The organism is Vibrio penaeicida (assembly GCF_030689305.1).
Lineage (GTDB): Bacteria > Pseudomonadota > Gammaproteobacteria > Enterobacterales > Vibrionaceae > Vibrio > Vibrio penaeicida_B.
This window is the reverse complement of the sequence record NZ_JAUYVM010000008.1, coordinates 56,068-75,540: the sequence shown is the minus strand read 5'-3', so window position 1 is coordinate 75,540 and position 19,473 is coordinate 56,068. Positions and strand designations below refer to the sequence as shown.

Here is a 19,473-nt window from a genome sequence, read left to right as displayed (position 1 = left end):
GCTGATCATTCAGCCCCTCTTTTGTTTCGTGAAAACCTTAGTAAATAAAGGACATTAGTTATTGAAAACATCGACCAGTGAAAAAGCGGTGTTTACAAAAAGCCCATAAAGCGACCAACTACGCCAAGCGTTACCGTGATACCAATCAGTTTAAGAGGGCTCCATCCTCGTTTTACCAAGGCGTACATAGCTAATGTGTACAGCAGCGGTAGAAACGCTGGCATGAGCTTGTCGATAACATCGGCTTGCAGTTTGACCACAGCATCACCCGCGGTGATTTCGGCGGTAGTCGATAAACGGACATACGTTGCGACCAATGCACCGATAACGGTCATCCCGACTATGGAAGCGGCGTGACCGACTTTTTTGGTGTTTGCTTTAATGACTGGGATGGCGGCAACCCCCATTCGATACGCGTAGTGCGCCAGACCGAATCGCAAGCCAAAGTGGACTACGTTGAACAGAACCATAAAGAACACTGCCCCCATAATGGAGCCTTGCAGGGCTAGGTCGGCACCGATACCACCGCAAATAGGCAGAAGCGTTAGCCAGAACATGGCATCACCAATCCCTCCCATAGGCGCACCAACCGCAATCTTGGTACTTTGAATACTGTTGATATTCTGCTTGGAACGTTCCATTGCCAGCACAATGCCCATAACAAAAGTTACTAAGAATGGGTGAGTATTGAAAAAACCCATATGCCCTTGCATCGCTTTTGAAAGGTCAGCTTTGTTGGTATGAGTCTTTTTCAGTGCTGGGAGTAAACCGTATAACCAACCTGCTGCTTGCATACGTTCAAAGTTGAACGACGCTTGCAGAAGAAGGGAGCGCCACGCCATTTTGTTGATGTCTGCTTTTGTCAGTTCAGCACCGATCTCTTTATCTTCGTACTCATCTTGCGACACGCCAGGAGCCGGCTGTACAGTGGTGTTTTGAGTGCGAAGGTCAATTTCATTACTCACATTAGATTCCATCTTCAAGGTCCTCAGTTGGTGCTGTAACAGGGGTGGGTTCTGATTTGCGCATAAAGTCGATAATAGCCATAGCTGTTGCCGCAGCCGCTATCGCGAGGATAGGCAGCTCTATCCATGCTGCAGCCACAAAACCGAGGATGAAGTACGGGATATAAGCGTTTTTCATCATGATTTTCATTAAGACAGCGAAGCCAATGGCGGGCATGATGCCACCTGCAACCCCAAGACCATCAATCAGTTCTTTCGGCAGGGTGCTTACGACGGCGCCAGCGTGTTCTGCACCAAGGTAAATGGGTAAGAACGCACAAAGAAAATAGAAGGTTCCGAGCACGGCAAGTGCAAAATAGTTCACGCGTTCAATGCCTTTCGTATCGGCATCGCGAGCAAAGGCATCACACTTAGACATCACCGCCGACATAGCGGAAAAGAGCAAGGTAATCCCCATTTGAACTGCGACAGCAAATGGCACCGCGACCCCAACGGCAACATTCGGTTCAACGCTGGTGGATATGGCAAACGCGGTTCCCACGATAGTTCCGATGATTACGTTAGGCGGTTGAGCACCAGCGAGTGGCGCTAAGCCCATCCAAATGAGTTCGAGCGTACCGCCCACCAAAATGCCGGTTTGAAGATCGCCAAGAATCAAACCAACAAGCGGGCCGAGTACAACAGGCCGGTGGAAGTGGGTGAGACCATTGAACAAATCAAGGCCAGCAAAGAAGGCAAGGATGCCGAGCATCAACGCCTGTAAGAGTCCTATTTCCATGAGTGTTTGTCCTTATTTATTAAAATACTTATTACTGAATAAGCGTAAAAAGATCCGTTGCGCTTTCTGTAGGAACACCTTGCACAGTGCAGCTCACTCCAAGCGCGTTGAGTTTATGAAACTCCTCGACGTCTTCGGCATCGACCGAAACCGTTTTAGATACTTGTTTTTTCCCTTCCGCAAAGTGCATGTTGCCAACATTGATACTGGTAATTGGGACACCGCCTTCCACCAATTGGCGGAAGTCTTTAGGAGTGCGGCAAACCAATAAAATACGTTGGCGGTCAGCGGCTTTATGAATGGTTTCTAGCGTCTTTTGCACCGTCCAGAACCGAATGGCGATGCCGTCTGCTAGCACCATTTCCATCAGATTTTGCTGGATAGTGTCTTCGGCAACTTCGTCATTAACGACGACCACAATGTTGGCATCTGCGAAGCCAACCCATTGGACGCCCACTTGACCGTGGACGAGGCGTTCATCAATTCGACTTAAAACAATATTTGGCATGATTAATTCCTTTTAATGTCATTGCTAAATGGATGAATAGTCACTCCTTGTACTACTCGGTTAACTTCGCCTGTTGGACAAGGATTGTCGGGTCCTAGCCCAAGTTGAAGTGATTTCTCAAACGCCAATATTTGGCAGAACAAGATGTAAGGAAAGCAGAGCCATGCTTCATCCACATCCAATTGCCCAAGCTCGAATACATTTGCGTTGTCTAACGTTTTTTCAGTGAGAGCTATGTGCTTCAAGGCTTGTTGGTCGCGTTGGATTTCGTGGAACAAGTCAATATCGTATTGGCGGGTATAGTTGGTGCTGGAGAAAAACTGAATAACCAGCGCTTTATCGTTAATCGTGAACTTAGGACCGTGACGGAACCCGAGAGAAGAGTCGAATGCCGTCATGACTGCACCCGCGCTGAGCTCCAACGATTTTAGCGACGCTTCTCGTGCCAGCCTTGAAAACCCGCCGCTACCAAGCACAATTAGACGCTCATACGGCAGAGTAGAAAGAGATTTGATGGCTGATTGCCATTGCTCTATTTTACTCTCGCATAAGCTAGCAATTGTGGCGATGCTTGTGTGCGATTGAACCGCACCACTACCACCTAATAAGACCAGCGTAGACATCAGCATGCAGCTGAAACTGGATGTCATGGCAAAGCTTTTATCGTTAGAGCCTTCAGGCATGATCATGCAATAGGCGTTGGTTGCGGTATCTGCGTAACGAGAAAGAGCGCCACTTTCATTACACGTCAGAATCAGATGAAAATGTTCTGGAACGAGTTGATCAATCAGTTTGACGGTTGCAACACTTTCGGGGCTATTACCAGAGCGAGCGTAGGAAACCAGCAAAGTGGGGCGCTCTGAGTTAATGTATTGCTCTGGGTTTGAAACCAAATCGGTGGTTGGAATAGACTCCACTTGATAGCCCAACTTCGATTGAACAAAAGGCATGGCAGTGTCACCAATGAATGCCGAAGTGCCTGCGCCTGTAAGAATGATGCGAAGATCTGAACGCGATAACAGAGGCGATAAAAACGCGTTAATTGAATTCGATTGGCTTTCTAAATCGTTTGCCAAACGTCGCCACAAACGCGGTTGGTGTTCAATCTCTTGGGCGGTATGAATACCATTTCGTTGGTCTAGCCAAGCGGGTTCGTAGCCTAAATAGGTCGTCATTAAATTGTCTCCTTACTCGTCACTGAATTGGAATAACAAGCGGCGGAATAGACCTTGGTCACTTCCATGATCTTGTGTATGACAATGTCAGCAGGTAGGTTTTGAATTTGATTTTGTAGGATGGCTTTTGCCTGATTCGGTAAATACTGGCTGAGTAAAGTCAGAGGTAATGGGCGTCCCTTGAGGTTGATAAATAATGCATCTTGCGCTTTTTGGACATCAGGGTGTGTCCAGTAATAGCGAATTCGGTCGCTTAAGCTGTAGCTGCAATCAAGGAATTGTTGATGTCCTTTACTCGAGTAATGAGAACGCCAGTAGTCTGGTTCCTCATGCATGATTTGCTCAACTGTGTCACGCAGGTGAGAAGCTTCATGGCTCCCTAACCATTCTTGTTCAGCACGCTCAAGCCCATAGAGTGCTTCGCGCAATGCAAAAGTTAACGCGGGACCGACTTTGAGAATCGCAAAGTGATCGTCAACCAGTTCATGGTATGCCTGTGGGTTTTGGTAATCGGTCGAATGTGCTTCAAAGACAAGGTGAGGCAGATCTTCCACTACCTTGCTCAAAGGTTGAGCCGCGCTGCTTTGATAGTGATGAATTGAATGGTGATCAAACTCCACGCCCGGCTGGACAACTAAGCCAATGATGCGTGACCAAACATGCTCAAGACCTACATCGTAAAATGCTTGGTGATGGGCATCTAGAGTGGCTCGTGCTTCTTCAGGTGTTGTAAGCTCAAGCCCTTCTTCTTCCAATGACTCCAGTGCGCCACCGGGCGTGGGCACTTCGGTGCCAATCACGTACAGTGGTGGCTCTCCACCTGCTTCATTCCATGCGCTTTCCGCGACAACACAAAGTTGTGCGGCACGTTCTGCCATGATGGCTTCACTCAATGGTGATTTGTCGTCAGCACAGGACATGGAGCAATCAAGGTGAATTTTTTTAAACCCTGCGCTCACGTAGTCATGAATCATTTGCGCGGAATATTCCATGGCTTGGCGTGCTGGCAAATGTTGCCAACAGTTCGGACCAAGGTGATCACCACCTAAAACGATACGCTCGGCGGGGAAACGGTGTTTTTCGGCTAGCTGATAAACGTGTTCGGAAAAACTCAATGGTGTCATGCCCGTGTAGCCACCAAACTGGTTAACTTGATTGGAGGTCGCTTCTATCAAAACCAATTGATTGTCAGCGGCTGCTTGTTTAATAGCGGCTTCCAACACCAAAGGATGGGCTGAGCACACAGAGTAAATGCCAGTGGTTTGTCCTTGTTTATGCTGTTCAATCAGCGATTGTAGAGATTTCATGGTAGTTCCTAATTAACCGTTTGATCGGCGAGAATGACGTCGACACCCATATCGAGCAGCGCTTGATGAGTGGTATGGGGAATGTTGCTGTCGGTGACCAATACGTCGATTTGGCTGGCAGCTCGGATCATGCAAAAGCTTTTACGCCCGAATTTGCTGGAGTCGGTCACCGCGATGATCTGTCTTGCAACGTCGCACATGGTACGGTTGATTTGAGCTTCGAGGTTGTCTGGTGTAGTGATGCCTGCGCCCAGATCGAACCCATCGACCCCTAAGAACAGTTTATCGAACAGGTAAGAGCGAATTTGTTGTTCGCCGTGATGCCCAGTTAATGAGCACGACGCTCTGCGCAAACTGCCACCGACCACGTGTAAGTCGATTTGCTCATTGTTGCTGAGTTGATACGCAGTATTCAGCGCGTTAGTGAGAACGACAAGATGCTGCTTATTCGTGAGGTATTGCGGCATTAGCCCAATGGTTGAACCGGAGTCGAGTATGATGGCTTCCCCATCTTGCACCAGTGCTGCTGCCGCGTGAGCGATTTTTTGCTTGGTGCTGCGGTTGAGCTGATCTTTGCGGTATAGCGGCTGGTCGAAGGCAAAATTCGGATTCAAATTTGCGCCACCGTAACATCGAAAAACGCAGCCTTCTTTTTCCAGTAAATTGAGATCATGGCGAATAGTCACTGCTGACACGTCAAATTCATCTACGAACTCATCTACCTTACCTGAGCCGTGGGAACGAATGTGTTCCATGATTTTTTGTCGTCTTTGTGTGCTCGTCATTACCAATGCCTTTCTTCGTATTTCATAAACAGCTGAAATGTTCTCTTGTCTGCTGTAGTGAATTAAATCAGGCATGATGAAACAAAAATGAAAGGTCGATCACAGGTGATTGTCTTTCGTTTTTGGGGTCAAAACCCTTTCGGTTCATGAAAAGTGAAAGGTTTTACTTTCGTTTTAATTTTGATGTTTCAGTCAATAGATACCATCACACCATTGATCTGCGATTTCAGAACTGAAAGGGGCAATGAAAGAGTGAGCCATAGCAAGATTTCGAAGTGACGTATGCGTAAGATCACATTTTTAGTAATAGGGGTAGATAAAAGGTTTGAATAATACTGAATTGAAGTGGGAGACCTTAACGCATAATGCGGTTAAGCGACGGTGACGATATGCACCTCAATGCCTTTGGCTTTGAGAGCTTCTGCGTAGTCAACCGGAATACCGTTATCGGTAATCAGTATGTCGATTTGTTCTGGGCGTGCGATCGAGCAAAAGCTTTGGCGATCGAACTTCGATGAGTCGGTAATGGCGACAACGGTCTGCGCCGACGCAAGCATCTTTCGGTTGACCTCAGCTTCCCCTTGATGGGACGTGCTGATTCCCGTTTCTTTGTCGAACCCGTCTACCCCAATAAATAAGAGGTTAAAACGGTAGCTTGCAAGTAGGTGCTCTCCAGCCGCACCATAGAGTGAGTAAGAGTTTTTACGAAGTACGCCACCAGTGACCATAACATCAACTCCATCTTGGGTGGCAAGATGGTAGGCGATATTAATGGCGTTGGTCATCACCGTTAAATTGTGTTTGCCTTTTAAGTGATGGGCAATTTGTTCGGTGGTGGATCCGGAATCAAGCAAAATGGTGTCACCATCCTTGATCAAGTTAGCGGCGTAAGCACCGAGCTCTGACTTAATACGGTTGTTGATTTGTTGTTTGTCGTTTAAGGGTTGATCGAATGCAAATTGATGGTTTAGCTTTGCCCCGCCATAACATCGAGTCACACACCCTTGTTTTTCTAAGTAATTAAGATCGTTTCGTATGGTGACTTTAGATACTTGGAATTGCTCCGAGAAATGATTTACATCACCTTGCTGGTGGGTTTGGATGTGGCTCAAAATGGCTTCGCGACGTTTTGCTGTGTCAGTCATTGGCGGTTAAACGTATTCTGCTATTGGTATATGCCTAACTTTAGCTCACGTTGCCTTGACATCAAACAGCTTAAGTTATCGAGTAACTCAAGCTATCAAAAATCTAAGCGGTCAAACTCATTCATAATCGGACTCATCCTTTATCGAATAATTTAGGGGTAACAAACATCCTACAGTTACACAATAAGGCTTCTCGCTTTAAAAAATGTGCCAGCGTAGACAAGGAAGCCATTGAGTTAGTGTCTGATATATTTAGTTATTAATATATTCAGTCACTCATGTACCCAGTTACTCATATGCTTACTTGTACGCACTGGCACGCGTAATAACTAGTTCTCTCAGTTGGTTAAGGTAACAACATCGTCGTACATTCTTCTTTCCCAGCTTTGGATAAATCCGGATTTGTCCATAATTGGGAATACGTAGACAGGAGCGATTTCCGCCGACCACGTTCCTTTCTCGGTTTTCTGAACATTCACTTCTAAATGACCGTAGTGCTTACCACCACTTACCAGCTTTTTGCCTTCCCACACCTCTGGAGCGTCAAGGTGAGCGAGAAAAACTTGGTGAGGGTTATCTAGCGGGACATCGAATTTACCATCTTTACCGAAATAGGGACCGCGAAGCCCGTCGCCGCCAACACCAACATCGTAAAAATGAATACCTTCTACGACGGAGTGCTCGTACATCTCATCGTGCCCTGCAAATACGGCATCGACACCGTATTTTTTGAACAGTGGAGTGAGGACTCTTACTGGTACGCCAGACTGGTTATCTTGGCCTTTTTCAAATCCTTGGTCGCCAGTCGGAAATCCGTGTGGACCGACGGAATAAGGCACATGATGAAACTGCACAAAAGTGAATTGGGCTGTTTTTTGGGCGTCCGCCAGTTGTTTTTCCAACCATTGATACTGTTCTGAACCTGGGTTGAAGTCGGGGGCGTTTATCCCTGTCAAACGCCAGTTGGTATCTTGGCTCGATTTGTCGGCTTTGCCGTCGGACGTGTCTATGGTGATGTATGTGATGGGACCATAGTCCACTCGGTAATATCTGTCTTTAAACACAGAACGCTTGCTGCCGTTGTCTGGTACATCAAAATAGGTTTGGTAGCGAGCAATTGCTTGGGCAGAGAGATCTTCTACGTACTCATTTTTGCCGCCATCCGGACCTGGGTAGTTTTCGTGGTTGCCTATTGCAGGCAAGATGGGAACACGCGAAGCGACATTACCCAGCTCGCCGGAATTGTGTCGCCAAAATTCATCCCAATCACGTTGTTCATTCCCTGACTCAACCAAATCCCCCGCAATGGCGATAAAATTTGGCTGTCTTGATGAAATCACATTCATGTTCTGTTGGTAGCCTATTGTCTGATCAACAATATACTGTCGGTTAAAGTCGCCATATGGTTCAGACCAGCGACGGGTTCGACCAGTCGATTCAGGCTCTGTTTCTGAATCTGAATACACGACAAACCGAACGTTCCCATCTTTACTCGGTGCTGTGGTAAAAGTGGCATTATAGGTTTGTCCGTTTTGTGTAACCGCATAATTGTATTCTGTTCCAGCATTCAAGCCAGATAGGGTGACACTATGAATGTAAGGTGCGCTGGTGCTGGCCAACTCTTTTCCATATTTCTCTATTTCTGTCGGAAAATAGCGTAACTCTTTGGCTTCTCTTGGTGTTGAGGTGAACACTTTATTCTTACCATGTTGCTGTAGTGTCACTTCACCGGGCGACTTTTCATTTGATAACCACATGATGGTCATGCCGCTATCCGTCGGATTTTGTAAGTATGGGTGAACGCGAAATTCTTGGTTAGCAATTGCAGAGGTACAAATACCAACACCACTTAATAGACAGGTTGTTAGCCACGGATTTTTCATGTTTTCTCCTAGCGATTTATCAATGTTCGAGTTGTATTCAAGTATTTAATCAGCTAAAAATAATTTTATTATTTAACTCGATCACATTTGTCCCATTAAACTTTATGATGTTTTTTCTTTCGTTTTTAATAAAAGAAAATGTACGCTTTGAATGACGCTATACAAAGAAGGAAAGTAAGGGTTAGAGTTTTAGAAAAAGTGAAATTTTTATTATTTAATTATTGTTTTCATATTTCGGTTTCTGACTAATCACAGTTCAAATTTATGTTGTGAAGACGTTAACTTGTCGGGTATTTCTGATAAAAATTATGATAATCAGTATGTTTTGAGTTTTTTCTCATTCAGAGTGGAGTTTTTTAGTAAGATCTAAGGGAAGGGGGTAGCTTAAATGGAATGTGGTTTTTAATAAGTAATGATTTACTTTTTTATTTGATCCCTTCTTTTGATTTGGTTGAATTTTATTATATGGTTTTAAATTTGAGAGCTTATAACATTATTTAAAGGGGAACATGGAATAAAGGTCACAATAAAAGAGAGCTTACGCTCTCCTTTAATTAACTAGTAATAAGTAATAGTGGTTGGTTATACTTTTTCCCAAGCGCCATCGATACCGGGAACATTCTCAAAATTGGCATACCATTTCGCTTCCCAAGTTGCGCTGTTGTACAGCACTCGGTCGCCTTTACCATAGATGCGTTTTGGATCCCATTCGGTGATTTCAGGACCGTAAGATTGCAGCCACACTTCAGCAACCCCTGGTTCCTCGCTTTGAGTTTGCCATTGAGCCGTAAACTCTTTGTTGCGGTGACGAACGATATCGCCTTTTTGGTAAACTTTGCTCGAATCCCAAGTGGAACCTGTGTCGACAAGTTCAACCAGAACAGGAATAGAGGTGACTGCTGAATTGTTTAACGAGTCGGTGGCGGTTAACTCAATAGTGTAAGTTGTCGCAGCCGGTACGTTGAAGCTAATGGTGGGTGTTGTTGTATTCACAACGGAGCCATCTGGCAACCCAGCCCAGCGGAAGCTAATCGCGTCGCCATCAGGGTCTATCGTTTTACTTGCGTCAATCGTGACCGTATCGCCGATAAAGATATCTTTAATGGGCTTGTAAGCGATAACTGGCGCTTGGTTAGGTCGTAATGTTACTACCACTTCGTCGGTGCCTGTTTTTCCATTACCTGTGACCGTAAGTTGGAAGTTATGAACACTTGTGGCTGTCACTAACGGCGCTGAAAATGTCGCCTGTGAACCTTGAGTGGTTAAAGCTATAGGTGCTCCGCTGACTTGTTTCCATGAATAAGTGATGGAATCACCGTCTGGGTCAAAAGACTTAGACCCATCAAGTGTCACTGTTTTAACATGGCTTATGATCTGGTCTTCACCAGCTCTTGCAACTGGTGCTCTGTCGCCCACGCGCGTACCTAAGATAAGCGGTTTGCTCACAGTCTCTGGTTTGCATCGGTAACTGTGTTCAACACCTTTAAAGGTACCATCACGGTTGAAGGCGTCATACGCGCCGCCATCAGCTTTACATAGCTGTGTCCAAGGCGTGTCCACTGGAAGTGACAACAAAATAGCATCAAGAACACCGCCAAATTGGTTCGCAAAATCTATGCTTCCTTGCTTTGCAACCGCATCAAATGCTGTTTTTGCGGAAGCTTTTGCCGAGGTGATTTCTTCAGGTGTATAAAGTGGTCCAAGTGCGTCCAAATAGCTGCTTACCGTTGCCCAGTCAATCTGACTGGTGTAGTAGCCTGGGTATCCAGGTCCGTTATTTTCGGCTACGTCTTTAAGCTCTACCGCTTTGTACGGCACTTGATAGAGGTAACTGGTTCCGAAGCCACCTTGGTTCTCTGGGTCGAAGCATTCGTCAATGACAGTCAAAGACGCGCAGTGTGCTCTTACATCCGGTTTTAAAGGATTCAACGCCATGCTGTTAGGGCTCAATCCTCGGTTGTAACCGACAGAAATCAACTTAGTTAATGCCAGTGGATCTTTTGATTCAACGACAAATTCGCCGAAGTTATCTGAAGATCGCGCCAAAATGTAGTAAGCAAAAATGTTGTAGTACGACGCGCCAATGGCACTTGGTACGAAACTGTTTTTTCCTTGTTCAGGCTTAAATACCGCATTATATATTGGAGAGGTCATCTCATAAGGTGCGACTGCTTTATAGACGGAATCTGGTTTGATGCCTTTGTAGAATCGATTAGGGAACATCCTCATCATTTCACCGTAAGCAGAATACATATGTCCTTCTAGTTGAAAGAATCCATCGTGTTTGGTTCTGCCGTTATGTAGCGTGCTCCAGATGCCATAATTAGAGTGATTTGGATCTTGGTCTTTATAGGTAGGAGGCGTCGGATAAGTAAAGGTTTTTGCTTCATAGTCGGCGCCGACGGCACTCTCTTGAAGCGTTTTGGCTGCGTAGAGGTTTGCACTGTGGTAAGGATCATCAATCCCGGTCACGTTTTTGAAAAGCTGCGCGGCATGCGCCATGGCCATTGCCCAATGCGGTCGTTCATTTGGGATGACGAAAGAATAAGGTGCTCGCCATACCTTTCGCTTCAGGATCGCAATTTCGACAAGTTTGTCAGCCGTGGCTTGATCGGGAGCACTGGCTCGAATTTGATCAAGCTCTGCATCGGAGATATTTAAGTCCATCTGCCCTAGGCGAATCGGACCTGTTTTAATCAGCTTGTCGGCCGTCAGGTTATAGGTTAATACGCCCACTTCTTGACCCGGCCAAGTTGTGGTCGCGGCATGAGCAGCGGAGAGTGTCATTGTTGCCAACACTGTGGAAACGAATAAAGGACGCAAGGTGAAGCTTTTCATAGATCTTTTACCTCTTATTTAAATAGATATCGGATACTTCTGCTGGCAAGCTATCAACCCAATACTCTAGAAACAATCGCACTGACCTTTAATTTATAAATCACTCGCAAACTTCGGTAATTAACTGAAATAACAATAATTATGTACGTGAGGTTCGTTCAACCTGTCATAGTTTTTGCATTCATTGAACATAAAATGCACTTAGACGGATTTGTTACCTGAATGCCAAGCGGAGTGAGTAGCTAGAGATGGCTTGCTTCACACGTGGAGTACTTTTCGTGATGAAGCCCTCGGTTGATGAGGGCTCAGTCGATGAGGTTTTGTTATGAGGAATAACGAAGGGTATTGACCAGACTTCTCACAATAGGTTGTGAGCGCCTTTAGTTTTTATCTTTAGGCTTACGTTTGTTCTTAGGCACATAATTTAGAATAGAAATGGGCACTTCTTTTCTTGGCGCGAATCCTTCCACTTCTTTACGCACAATCAATTCACCCATTAGGCTCTCAATCATGCAAAGATTTTTGAAGTTGTCTTTGGATACAAAAGAGATCGCTTCACCTGATTTACCTGCACGACCCGTACGGCCAATGCGGTGCACGTATTCGTCTGGCGGGAAGGGTAAATCGTAGTTCACCACTCGGCTTAGTTCGGTAATGTCTATCCCGCGGGCAGCAACGCCTGTCGCCACTAAGTATTTCACTTTACCAGATTTAAAGTCCGCTAAGACTTGCCCGCGAATAGCTTGGCTGCGACCACTGTGGAACGCTTCCGCTTGAATGCCACGTTTCTCGAGCTGAGAGACTAATTTAGCCGCACCATGTTTGGTTTCTATAAAGATAAGTGCTTGGTCCCAGTCATTCTCTTGAATCAAATGGCTCAACAATGCTGATTTCTTGTCTTTATCTACCGTCACTAGCCACTGGTCGATCTTTGGCTTTTCAGCGTTTTGCAGGTGCAAAGAAATCTCGACAGGGTTTGGCACAGCGGTTTTTGCCAAGTCTCGAACTTTACGAGAAAGCGTGGCAGAGAACAGCAGGTTTTGCACATCAACAGGCAAGCGCTCGATGATTTTGTTGATGTCGTCGATAAAGCCCATGTCGAGCATTTTATCGGCTTCGTCGAGAACCAATATTTCCGCTTCATCAAAATGCACGGCACGTTGCGTGTACAGATCCAGCAAACGCCCTGGTGTCGCTACTAGAATATCAATGCCTTCAATCAGCTTTTGCTTTTGAGGCTTATCATCTACACCTCCATAAACCACAAGCGATTTTAGGTTTAGATGCTTGGCGTACACTTTAATGCTTTTATTAACCTGAACAGCGAGTTCACGAGTCGGGGTTAAGATTAATGCTCTGAAACGCTTTTTACGCTGAGTTTCTGATTGGCTCAGTTGTTCCAAAATAGGCAGCACGAAGCTGGCGGTTTTACCGCTTCCCGTTTGCGCTGCGGCAATGATGTTTTTCCCTTGCAGAGCAACCGGAATGGCTTGTTCCTGAATCGGCGTCGGGGAGTCGTAACCTTGCTCGGCAATAGCGGTAGTGATCGGACGGCTGAGTCCTAATTTGGAAAATGGCATGAAGAAATCCAATTGATATTTAAGCGTGCACCTACAACACGGTGCAAATAGTGGCGCAGATTCTAGCATGGTTTGCTGTGATTTACCCTTACCAAGTCACCTTAGATTGCTGTTGAAGTGGGGGAATTTTTAAGGTTAAGCCACATGGAAACCAAGAGTGGTATCAAGAGAGAGTGAGACGATTGGCATGCATTTAGTGAGGGAAAATATTGAGGGCTGATGATCAAGCAAGTTTTCGAATTCTCAGAATGAGTGATTACTTAGTATTTAATTAGCTTTCAATTTAATATCTCTATACGTTAATCATTATTTACTAATGCTTTATTATTTTAAATATTAAATTTTTAAAAATATAACTTACCTTTAGAGAGATAAATATTACGATGGATTGTTTAAATTCGATATAACTCTTTTCTAATATTGAGTGACTGATATTGTGGTGATAATTTATAAAAGCGTCAATAGTTAATTATATCAACGTCACAAAAAGTTAGGGAAGAAATAATATGACCATAGAGTTAAAGAAAAGGGACTACGCGATAACGGTTCACGATATAGATTTAGATTATATCAAGGGCTCAGAAGTTCGAATTATTGAGGACGGCTTTATTCATCATTATTTAGCAACGGCAGATATTTCTCCGGGGGTGCCGATATCTAATCCTTTGTGGGAACACTTATATAGTGTGAAAAGAGATACTAGCGCTAGTAGTCAGCGAGGCTTAATACCTGAGCTTGATATGGATAAGTTACCGCCTCCTTTTGACACCTTGGAAGGGCGTGATCGTGAATATCTTTTTTTTGAATGTCTGCGAGTCGGGATCGATGCACCTAACGGTTACGTTCTAGGGCGTATTGGCAAAAACCAGTTCGGAGATCTATGGAATTTATCTGGAGATTCAGCGGGGTTTCAGCTAATCGATGGTGTGTTAAGTGTTCAGGATTCTTCTCTTATAGTGAATACATTTTCCCGCATTATTGAAGTATCCAGAACGCGAAATGATCTTATTCAAACCACTAAACTGGAAGTGTCCATCTATGATGATGCAATGAATGCTCGTTTTGTCGTTCAACATGGGGATGCAGGTAACGATGGGAAACAACCTCACAAGCCAGTTTTGGAATCAGAACTGTCAGTTCCAGTTTCTTATCAAATTCATGAAATATACTACCGAAGGGGGGACACATTTGAGCTTGGTATAATCATGAATCAGGATCAAACCTATGGCGCATTTGGTGATCCTCTTTTAGATAAACCGAAAATGATAGTGACAGGTAATACTGCTTTAGTACAAAATTCAGGTAATTATCGTGAACATCTAGTGGAAGGAATTAGGTATCAGCCAGATACCGCAAAAGGAAAAATTATTGCACTCAGAGCCAACACAGTAATCAAAGATATTGATTTAGATTCGAGTAATTCAGATTTGTCAGGAACAGAAATGACAGGGGTTATACCTTTATATGTGTATGGAACAATTGATCTAAATTTACTCAGAATAACGTTATCCGGAAATAACGAACATGCTAATTCTTCAGGAATTAGGTTAGTTGAGTGCAAAGGAACAAGAATCGAGTTTTTGCGAGTAGAAAATATTTATGGCGATGGTGTTTATGGTCGAGGAGTGAATACAGGGGAAGAGGTGTACAGGCACAGATCGATGGAAATCGCGTTCAGTTATTTTAATGCACCTCTAGGTGGAGGTGCTGATTGCATTCAATTTAGTGAGCAAGGTTCTGTGGGTAACCGGTGTTACGATATCTGGGTACACGATTGTGTTTGTTTGCAATCTCTCGAATCGACGAGTTTGAAAGGCTCAATGGCTATTGATGCGAATCATTATCTTGTTGAGAATTGTATAGTAGGGGGGAAATTTTTTGGTATAGGCTTGGCAGGTCGTAACGGTACTTGTCGTAATAACTTGATTTATTCGGGTGGAATTCCAGTTGGTCATTCAGCTACTGCAAATACTTTTGGTATTGGTGCTGCTTCTGAAAATGTATCCCATTCGATCAGTATTTATGATAACGCTGTTGGAGGTTACCTAGGTATGGCTTCAGGGATACTCATCTCAGGGTTTGATCTTGGAAATACGAATGACCGAGAAAATGAACAGCGACGTTTCGATATGTTAATTAATCACAATCGTGTTTCTGCGGTTCGATGGTGTGTTGGTGTTCGCGTTCCTTGGACTGGTGAAATCGTCAACAACCTGTCTTTCGAAAATACTATTAGTGATGTGGATCTACGAGGTAATTCGGATGTAATAGGCGACTATGTCAGGTACGCCAGAGACGGAAATGGTGATATTATCTTGGATGGTAATAATGAACCTGTTATTGAAGAAACCCTTTCGGCTATTAACCATCAAACAATTGATGCGCCTAAACTCAGCAGTAAAGCATTCCGCCAAGCTCGCCCTCTGTTGCATATTTCTGGAACACCTGCTGTGGGTAATACTCTCTCAGTAAGTGCTGACAGTGAATTGAAGGATGATGAAAAAGTAGAATCTTATCAGTGGCGAATGAATGGTCAGTTGATTCCTAATGCAGATCAAGCGTCATACACCATTGCTGAGCTAGAGGTAGATCCAAGAAAACCTCGATTTGATGATATGAACGGTGCGGAATTCAGTTGCGTCATCACAATCTCTAAAAATGGTGATAGAAATCAAATTGACTACCTGTATAGCGAATATTTGAGTTCGTAGACTCGCCATCGATCTGGGTGTTAGTTGCTCAATACTCAGATCGTCCTACGGATCGTAAGAATAGGATACAGGATCATTTGGGTATATCTTCCTTAACATTAGTACTGAAACTTAAAACATCGCGCTATCATCTACTATCAATTCAACGTTGGGATGCAGTTTCAATAGGCTGGCAGGCAGTGACGTGGAAATGTCACTTTCCAGTAACCGAGCGAGAATTTGTTGCTTGTGTTCCCCCGTTGCTACTAAGACGACTTTTTCACACTCCATAATGTCGCCAATTCCAATGGTGATACCGAGCGATACCTCGTACTGATTTTTGACCATAGGGTGGTTTTTCGACATAGCATGCAGTGGTACAACGCTTGAACGATGCGGCAAAGAAGGGGAAGGCTCTAAGAATCCAATATGTCCGTTAAGCCCTATCCCCAAAACGCAAAGGTGTGCAGGTTGGCATGCAGCTAGCCAGCTTTTAACACGCAGCGCTTCACTTAAAATATCACTCGCGGAGCCGTTAAAAGAAATATAATGGTGTGGTTCGATCCCCCACGGTTTTATCACTTCATGGGTCAGTTGATACTCGCAACTACTGCCGCTGGTTTCAGGTAGCCCAACCCACTCGTCCAGCTTGATGATGGTGACGCGTGAGGTATCGACTCCTAGTAGCTGTTCGCCTGTAATTTCATAGGCTAAAGATGGTGTGCCACCAGAAGCGAGTATGATCCTTGAATCTGGCGTGACTTGAATTTGGCTAGTGAGCATACGGGCGAGGTAAGCCGACACTTCTTCGTGGTTTTTCAATTGAGTGACGTTCATAAATTATCCTTTAATCGCACCTGCTGTCAGCCCCGATACAATTTTTCGTTGGAACATTAAAACCAATACAACGAGTGGAACCGTCACAATGACCGAAGCGGCCATAATGGCACCAAATGGCAATTCGTAACGGCTAGCGCCAGAAATGAGTGCGATGGCTACAGGAACCGTGCGCATTTCATCATTGAGAACAAAAGTTAGGGCGAACAAGAATTCGTTCCATGCCGCAATGAATGCCAGCAAACCTGTGCTAACTAAAGCCGGCCCCAGTATTGGGAAGAATACGTGGGTAATGATTCGAAAGGTAGAGCAGCCATCCATTCTTGCGGCGTCTTCTAATTCTTGGGGCAGCTCCTTCATAAAAGTGGTGATGACCCAAACGGTAAAGGGCAGGGTGAAGATCATATAGGCAAGGATCAACGCCCAGAGTGTGTTGTACAGTTCAAGCAGGTTTATCATGCCCAGCAGCCCTGACAGAATCACCACTTGAGGAAACATAGACACACTCAATATCGCCATCAAAATCGTGGTTCTCCCTTTAAAGTTGACTCGCCCTAGAGCGTAAGACGCGGTGACAGAAAGGAATAGCGACACAGCAACAACCGCGGTCGCGACAATAACCGAGTTAAGAATATTGCGTAAAAACGTACCATTGCTGAGGACGCTGATGTAATTGTCCCACTGGATGCTTGGGAAAAACTCGACTTTGAATAAATCAGCCCCTTGCTTAAACGAGGAAACGATAGACCAATAGAATGGAAATAGGGTATACACCGCAATAATGGCGACCAAAATGTAGAACAGCCCTTTGCTGAGGCGATTTCTGGTGGAGTTCTTCACCTTGACTCCTTAGACATTAAGCTATTGCGGGATAAGTACAAATACCCGATCGTCACTAAGGCAACAATGAAGAACAACAGAGTTGAAGCCGCTGCCCCGTACCCCATATCTTGAAAATCAACCAACTGCTTACGCGCAAATATCGACATAGTGATCGTTGACTCACTGCTTCCTGTTAACACATACGCCAAATCGAACATACGCAGCGCATCCAACAATCGGAATACTACCGCCACCAAAATGGCTGGCTTGATCAGGGGTAAGGTTATGTGCCAAAAGACTCGCCAAGCAGGGACATTATCCACTTTCGCCACCTCGTAGATGTCTTTTGGGAGCATTTGCAAACCGGCCAAGATCAACAGCGTCATAAAGGGGGTGGTTTTCCAAACATCGACGAAGATAATCGCAGCCATCGACCATTGTGGATCTGCCGTCCATGCGATCTTTTCACTCAGAATGCCAATCGACATGCCTATTTGATTGATCACGCCATATTGATCGTGGAACATCCATTCCCACATTCTGGCAGAGACGATGGTAGGGATAGCCCAAGGCACCAATACGACTGCACGCATAATGCCTTTGGTAGGCAGGTTCGCATTCAAAATAAGGGCGATAGCAAGCCCAATGACGGTTTCCAGTGCCACAGACACCACCGCAAAATAAAGCGTGTTCCAAACCGAATTCCACCAAGATGAATCAGTGAGCAAATAGGTGTAATTTTCTAACCCTATCCAATTCGCAAGTTCGGGCTCCATTAACGAAGCATCCGTAAATGAGAAGTAGAAATTCTTGAGCAATGGATAAAGGGCGACCACTGCTAGCACTAGCGCCATCGGGAGAATATACAGCCATGCCTCGTAGACTTTTTGTTGGTTGAGCCGGAACCCGACTGATGGTTTACTTTCTTTATTCATACGGGCTCAACCTATTCATCTGTGTTTCGCGGCTGAGTGGATTCGCTATCGCCTTTTGGGCGATCGCTATTTTGATAATCGATATTTTGGCAATCGATATTTTGGCAATCGATATTGATGCCACGGGTATCGAAGCAATGCACATGATCCCAGTTAAAAACCAGATACACCTCTTGGTTAGCTTCAAGATGCTGCTGCCCATCCAGTGTCACGACAAGTTTGATGCGTGTCCCTACGTTGCAATACACGTAACTTTCATCACCCAATATTTCGGTGTGAGTAATTTTGGCTTTAAGATCGGCTTTCTTTGGGTTGCTTGTTAGAGAGAGGTCTTTTGGACGAATGCCAAGCGTTATTTTTCTATCCATCATTTTGGAATCCACCATATCAAGGTGGTAACCATGGAAATGAAAGCCGTCAGCCTTCATCTCTCCTTCAATAAAGTTCATTTTGGGTGAACCAATAAACCCCGCCACAAATTGATTTATTGGTTTGTTGTATAACTCAAGCGGCGATCCAAATTGTTCAATGACACCGTTATTGAGCACAACGATCTTGTCGGCTAACGTCATGGCTTCGACTTGATCGTGTGTGACGTAAATGGTGGTGGCGTTGAGTTTTTTATGAAGTGTGGCGATTTCGACCCGCATGTCTACGCGAAGTTCGGCGTCTAGATTACTTAGGGGTTCATCAAACAAGAAGATTTTAGGCTCACGAACTATCGCTCTGCCTATGGCGACACGCTGTCTTTGTCCACCTGATAGTTGAGCGGGTTTTCTATCGAGTAGCGACCCCAGTTTGAGGATATCGGCGGCTTTTGTGACACGTTCTGAAATGTCTTGTTTGGGAAGCCGAGCTGTTTTTAAGGCAAACGCCATGTTGTCCCAAACGTTCATGTGTGGGTACAACGCATAGGACTGAAACACCATGGCTAACCCACGCTGCCCGGGCGCAACGTCATTGACGTTTGTACCGTCTATTCGAACATCACCAGATGTTTGAAGATCAAGCCCCGCAATAAGGCGCAGAAGGGTCGACTTTCCACAACCCGATTGACCAACGAACACAATGAATTCGCCCTGATGAATCGATAGGTTGATGTCTCGCAAAACGGGGGTTTTGCTGTATGTTTTGTTTACCTGATGTAAAGACAAAACTTCCATGGGGTGTCTTCCTTTTCCCAGAGTCTACATATCCAGATATTATTGAGATCGTGTTTGTTTAA

Annotated in this window: 15 protein-coding genes; 1 reads left to right on the top strand and 14 read right to left on the bottom strand. The window is 44.9% G+C overall.

The features are described from left to right. Positions 1-92 precede the first annotated feature (92 nt). The 10 genes from agaE to Q8W40_RS14160 all read right to left on the bottom strand — a co-directional run bounded on the left by agaE (position 93) and on the right by Q8W40_RS14160 (position 12,964). A complete protein-coding gene (gene agaE / locus Q8W40_RS14205) occupies positions 93-977 on the bottom strand; it encodes a PTS N-acetylgalactosamine transporter subunit IID (RefSeq protein ID WP_305398092.1) in 885 nt (294 codons plus the stop codon). Further along, positions 967-1,743: a PTS N-acetylgalactosamine transporter subunit IIC gene (agaW, locus tag Q8W40_RS14200; RefSeq protein ID WP_305398090.1), complete on the bottom strand. Its 777-nt coding sequence runs from the start codon at positions 1,741-1,743 to the stop codon at positions 967-969. The genes agaE and agaW overlap by 11 nt, the downstream gene beginning before the upstream one ends. A 31-nt stretch (positions 1,744-1,774) precedes the next feature. Further along, positions 1,775-2,251: a PTS N-acetylgalactosamine transporter subunit IIB gene (gene agaV / locus Q8W40_RS14195; RefSeq protein ID WP_305398088.1), complete on the bottom strand. Its 477-nt coding sequence runs from the start codon at positions 2,249-2,251 to the stop codon at positions 1,775-1,777. 2 nt (positions 2,252-2,253) lie between these two features. Beyond that, positions 2,254-3,426 (bottom strand): SIS domain-containing protein, encoded by a 1,173-nt coding sequence (locus tag Q8W40_RS14190; protein WP_305398086.1) that lies wholly within the window; start codon positions 3,424-3,426, stop codon positions 2,254-2,256. Continuing rightward, complete coding sequence (locus Q8W40_RS14185) at positions 3,426-4,733, bottom strand: D-tagatose-bisphosphate aldolase, class II, non-catalytic subunit (RefSeq protein ID WP_305398084.1); 1,308 nt, start codon at positions 4,731-4,733, stop codon at positions 3,426-3,428. Before Q8W40_RS14185 ends, Q8W40_RS14190 begins: the two co-directional genes overlap by 1 nt. Before the next feature lie 8 nt (positions 4,734-4,741). Further along, complete coding sequence (gene agaR, locus Q8W40_RS14180) at positions 4,742-5,518, bottom strand: transcriptional repressor AgaR (RefSeq protein WP_305398083.1); 777 nt, start codon at positions 5,516-5,518, stop codon at positions 4,742-4,744. A gap of 371 nt (positions 5,519-5,889) precedes the next feature. Continuing rightward, a complete protein-coding gene (agaR, locus tag Q8W40_RS14175) occupies positions 5,890-6,663 on the bottom strand; it encodes a transcriptional repressor AgaR (RefSeq protein ID WP_305398081.1) in 774 nt (257 codons plus the stop codon). Positions 6,664-7,001: 338 nt separating this feature from the next. Beyond that, positions 7,002-8,546 (bottom strand): purple acid phosphatase family protein, encoded by a 1,545-nt coding sequence (locus Q8W40_RS14170; RefSeq protein ID WP_305398079.1) that lies wholly within the window; start codon positions 8,544-8,546, stop codon positions 7,002-7,004. Between the two features lie 582 nt (positions 8,547-9,128). Beyond that, the gene (locus tag Q8W40_RS14165) at positions 9,129-11,384 is read right to left on the bottom strand and encodes a PKD domain-containing protein (protein WP_305398078.1); all 2,256 of its coding nucleotides are present in this window, start codon (positions 11,382-11,384) and stop codon (positions 9,129-9,131) included. A gap of 380 nt (positions 11,385-11,764) precedes the next feature. Continuing rightward, positions 11,765-12,964: a DEAD/DEAH box helicase gene (locus tag Q8W40_RS14160; protein WP_305398076.1), complete on the bottom strand. Its 1,200-nt coding sequence runs from the start codon at positions 12,962-12,964 to the stop codon at positions 11,765-11,767. A gap of 506 nt (positions 12,965-13,470) precedes the next feature. Between Q8W40_RS14160 and Q8W40_RS14155 the strand changes: the two genes are divergently transcribed. Continuing rightward, positions 13,471-15,675: a hypothetical protein gene (locus Q8W40_RS14155; protein WP_305398074.1), complete on the top strand. Its 2,205-nt coding sequence runs from the start codon at positions 13,471-13,473 to the stop codon at positions 15,673-15,675. Positions 15,676-15,786: 111 nt separating this feature from the next. Here Q8W40_RS14155 and Q8W40_RS14150 read toward each other — a convergent pair whose 3' ends face one another. Genes Q8W40_RS14150 through Q8W40_RS14135 form a run of 4 tightly spaced genes read right to left on the bottom strand, consistent with a single transcriptional unit; the run spans position 15,787 to position 19,411 of the window. Next, a complete protein-coding gene (locus Q8W40_RS14150; protein WP_305398073.1) occupies positions 15,787-16,491 on the bottom strand; it encodes a 6-phosphogluconolactonase in 705 nt (234 codons plus the stop codon). Between the two features lie 3 nt (positions 16,492-16,494). After that, entirely contained in the window at positions 16,495-17,331 is an 837-nt protein-coding gene (locus Q8W40_RS14145) for a carbohydrate ABC transporter permease (RefSeq protein WP_305398072.1), read from the bottom strand. Beyond that, entirely contained in the window at positions 17,328-18,248 is a 921-nt protein-coding gene (locus Q8W40_RS14140; RefSeq protein ID WP_305398071.1) for a carbohydrate ABC transporter permease, read from the bottom strand. The genes Q8W40_RS14145 and Q8W40_RS14140 overlap by 4 nt, the downstream gene beginning before the upstream one ends. 11 nt (positions 18,249-18,259) lie before the next feature. Continuing rightward, positions 18,260-19,411 carry an ABC transporter ATP-binding protein gene (locus Q8W40_RS14135; protein WP_305398069.1) on the bottom strand — a complete coding sequence of 384 codons (1,152 nt, stop codon included), beginning with the start codon at positions 19,409-19,411 and terminating at the stop codon, positions 18,260-18,262. Between the last annotated feature and the right edge of the window lie 62 nt (positions 19,412-19,473).

Excerpts from the sequence above, each read along its gene's own strand:
- agaE (WP_305398092.1), bottom strand. The coding sequence starts at position 977 with ATGGAATCTAATGTGAGTAATGAAATTGACCTTCGCACTCAAAACACC.
- agaW (WP_305398090.1), bottom strand. The coding sequence starts at position 1,743 with ATGGAAATAGGACTCTTACAGGCGTTGATGCTCGGCATCCTTGCCTTC.
- agaV (WP_305398088.1), bottom strand. The coding sequence starts at position 2,251 with ATGCCAAATATTGTTTTAAGTCGAATTGATGAACGCCTCGTCCACGGT.
- Q8W40_RS14190 (WP_305398086.1), bottom strand. The coding sequence starts at position 3,426 with ATGACGACCTATTTAGGCTACGAACCCGCTTGGCTAGACCAACGAAAT.
- Q8W40_RS14185 (WP_305398084.1), bottom strand. The coding sequence starts at position 4,733 with ATGAAATCTCTACAATCGCTGATTGAACAGCATAAACAAGGACAAACC.
- agaR (WP_305398083.1), bottom strand. The coding sequence starts at position 5,518 with ATGACGAGCACACAAAGACGACAAAAAATCATGGAACACATTCGTTCC.
- agaR (WP_305398081.1), bottom strand. The coding sequence starts at position 6,663 with ATGACTGACACAGCAAAACGTCGCGAAGCCATTTTGAGCCACATCCAA.
- Q8W40_RS14170 (WP_305398079.1), bottom strand. The coding sequence starts at position 8,546 with ATGAAAAATCCGTGGCTAACAACCTGTCTATTAAGTGGTGTTGGTATT.
- Q8W40_RS14165 (WP_305398078.1), bottom strand. The coding sequence starts at position 11,384 with ATGAAAAGCTTCACCTTGCGTCCTTTATTCGTTTCCACAGTGTTGGCA.
- Q8W40_RS14160 (WP_305398076.1), bottom strand. The coding sequence starts at position 12,964 with ATGCCATTTTCCAAATTAGGACTCAGCCGTCCGATCACTACCGCTATT.
- Q8W40_RS14155 (WP_305398074.1), top strand. The coding sequence starts at position 13,471 with ATGACCATAGAGTTAAAGAAAAGGGACTACGCGATAACGGTTCACGAT.
- Q8W40_RS14150 (WP_305398073.1), bottom strand. The coding sequence starts at position 16,491 with ATGAACGTCACTCAATTGAAAAACCACGAAGAAGTGTCGGCTTACCTC.
- Q8W40_RS14140 (WP_305398071.1), bottom strand. The coding sequence starts at position 18,248 with ATGAATAAAGAAAGTAAACCATCAGTCGGGTTCCGGCTCAACCAACAA.
- Q8W40_RS14135 (WP_305398069.1), bottom strand. The coding sequence starts at position 19,411 with ATGGAAGTTTTGTCTTTACATCAGGTAAACAAAACATACAGCAAAACC.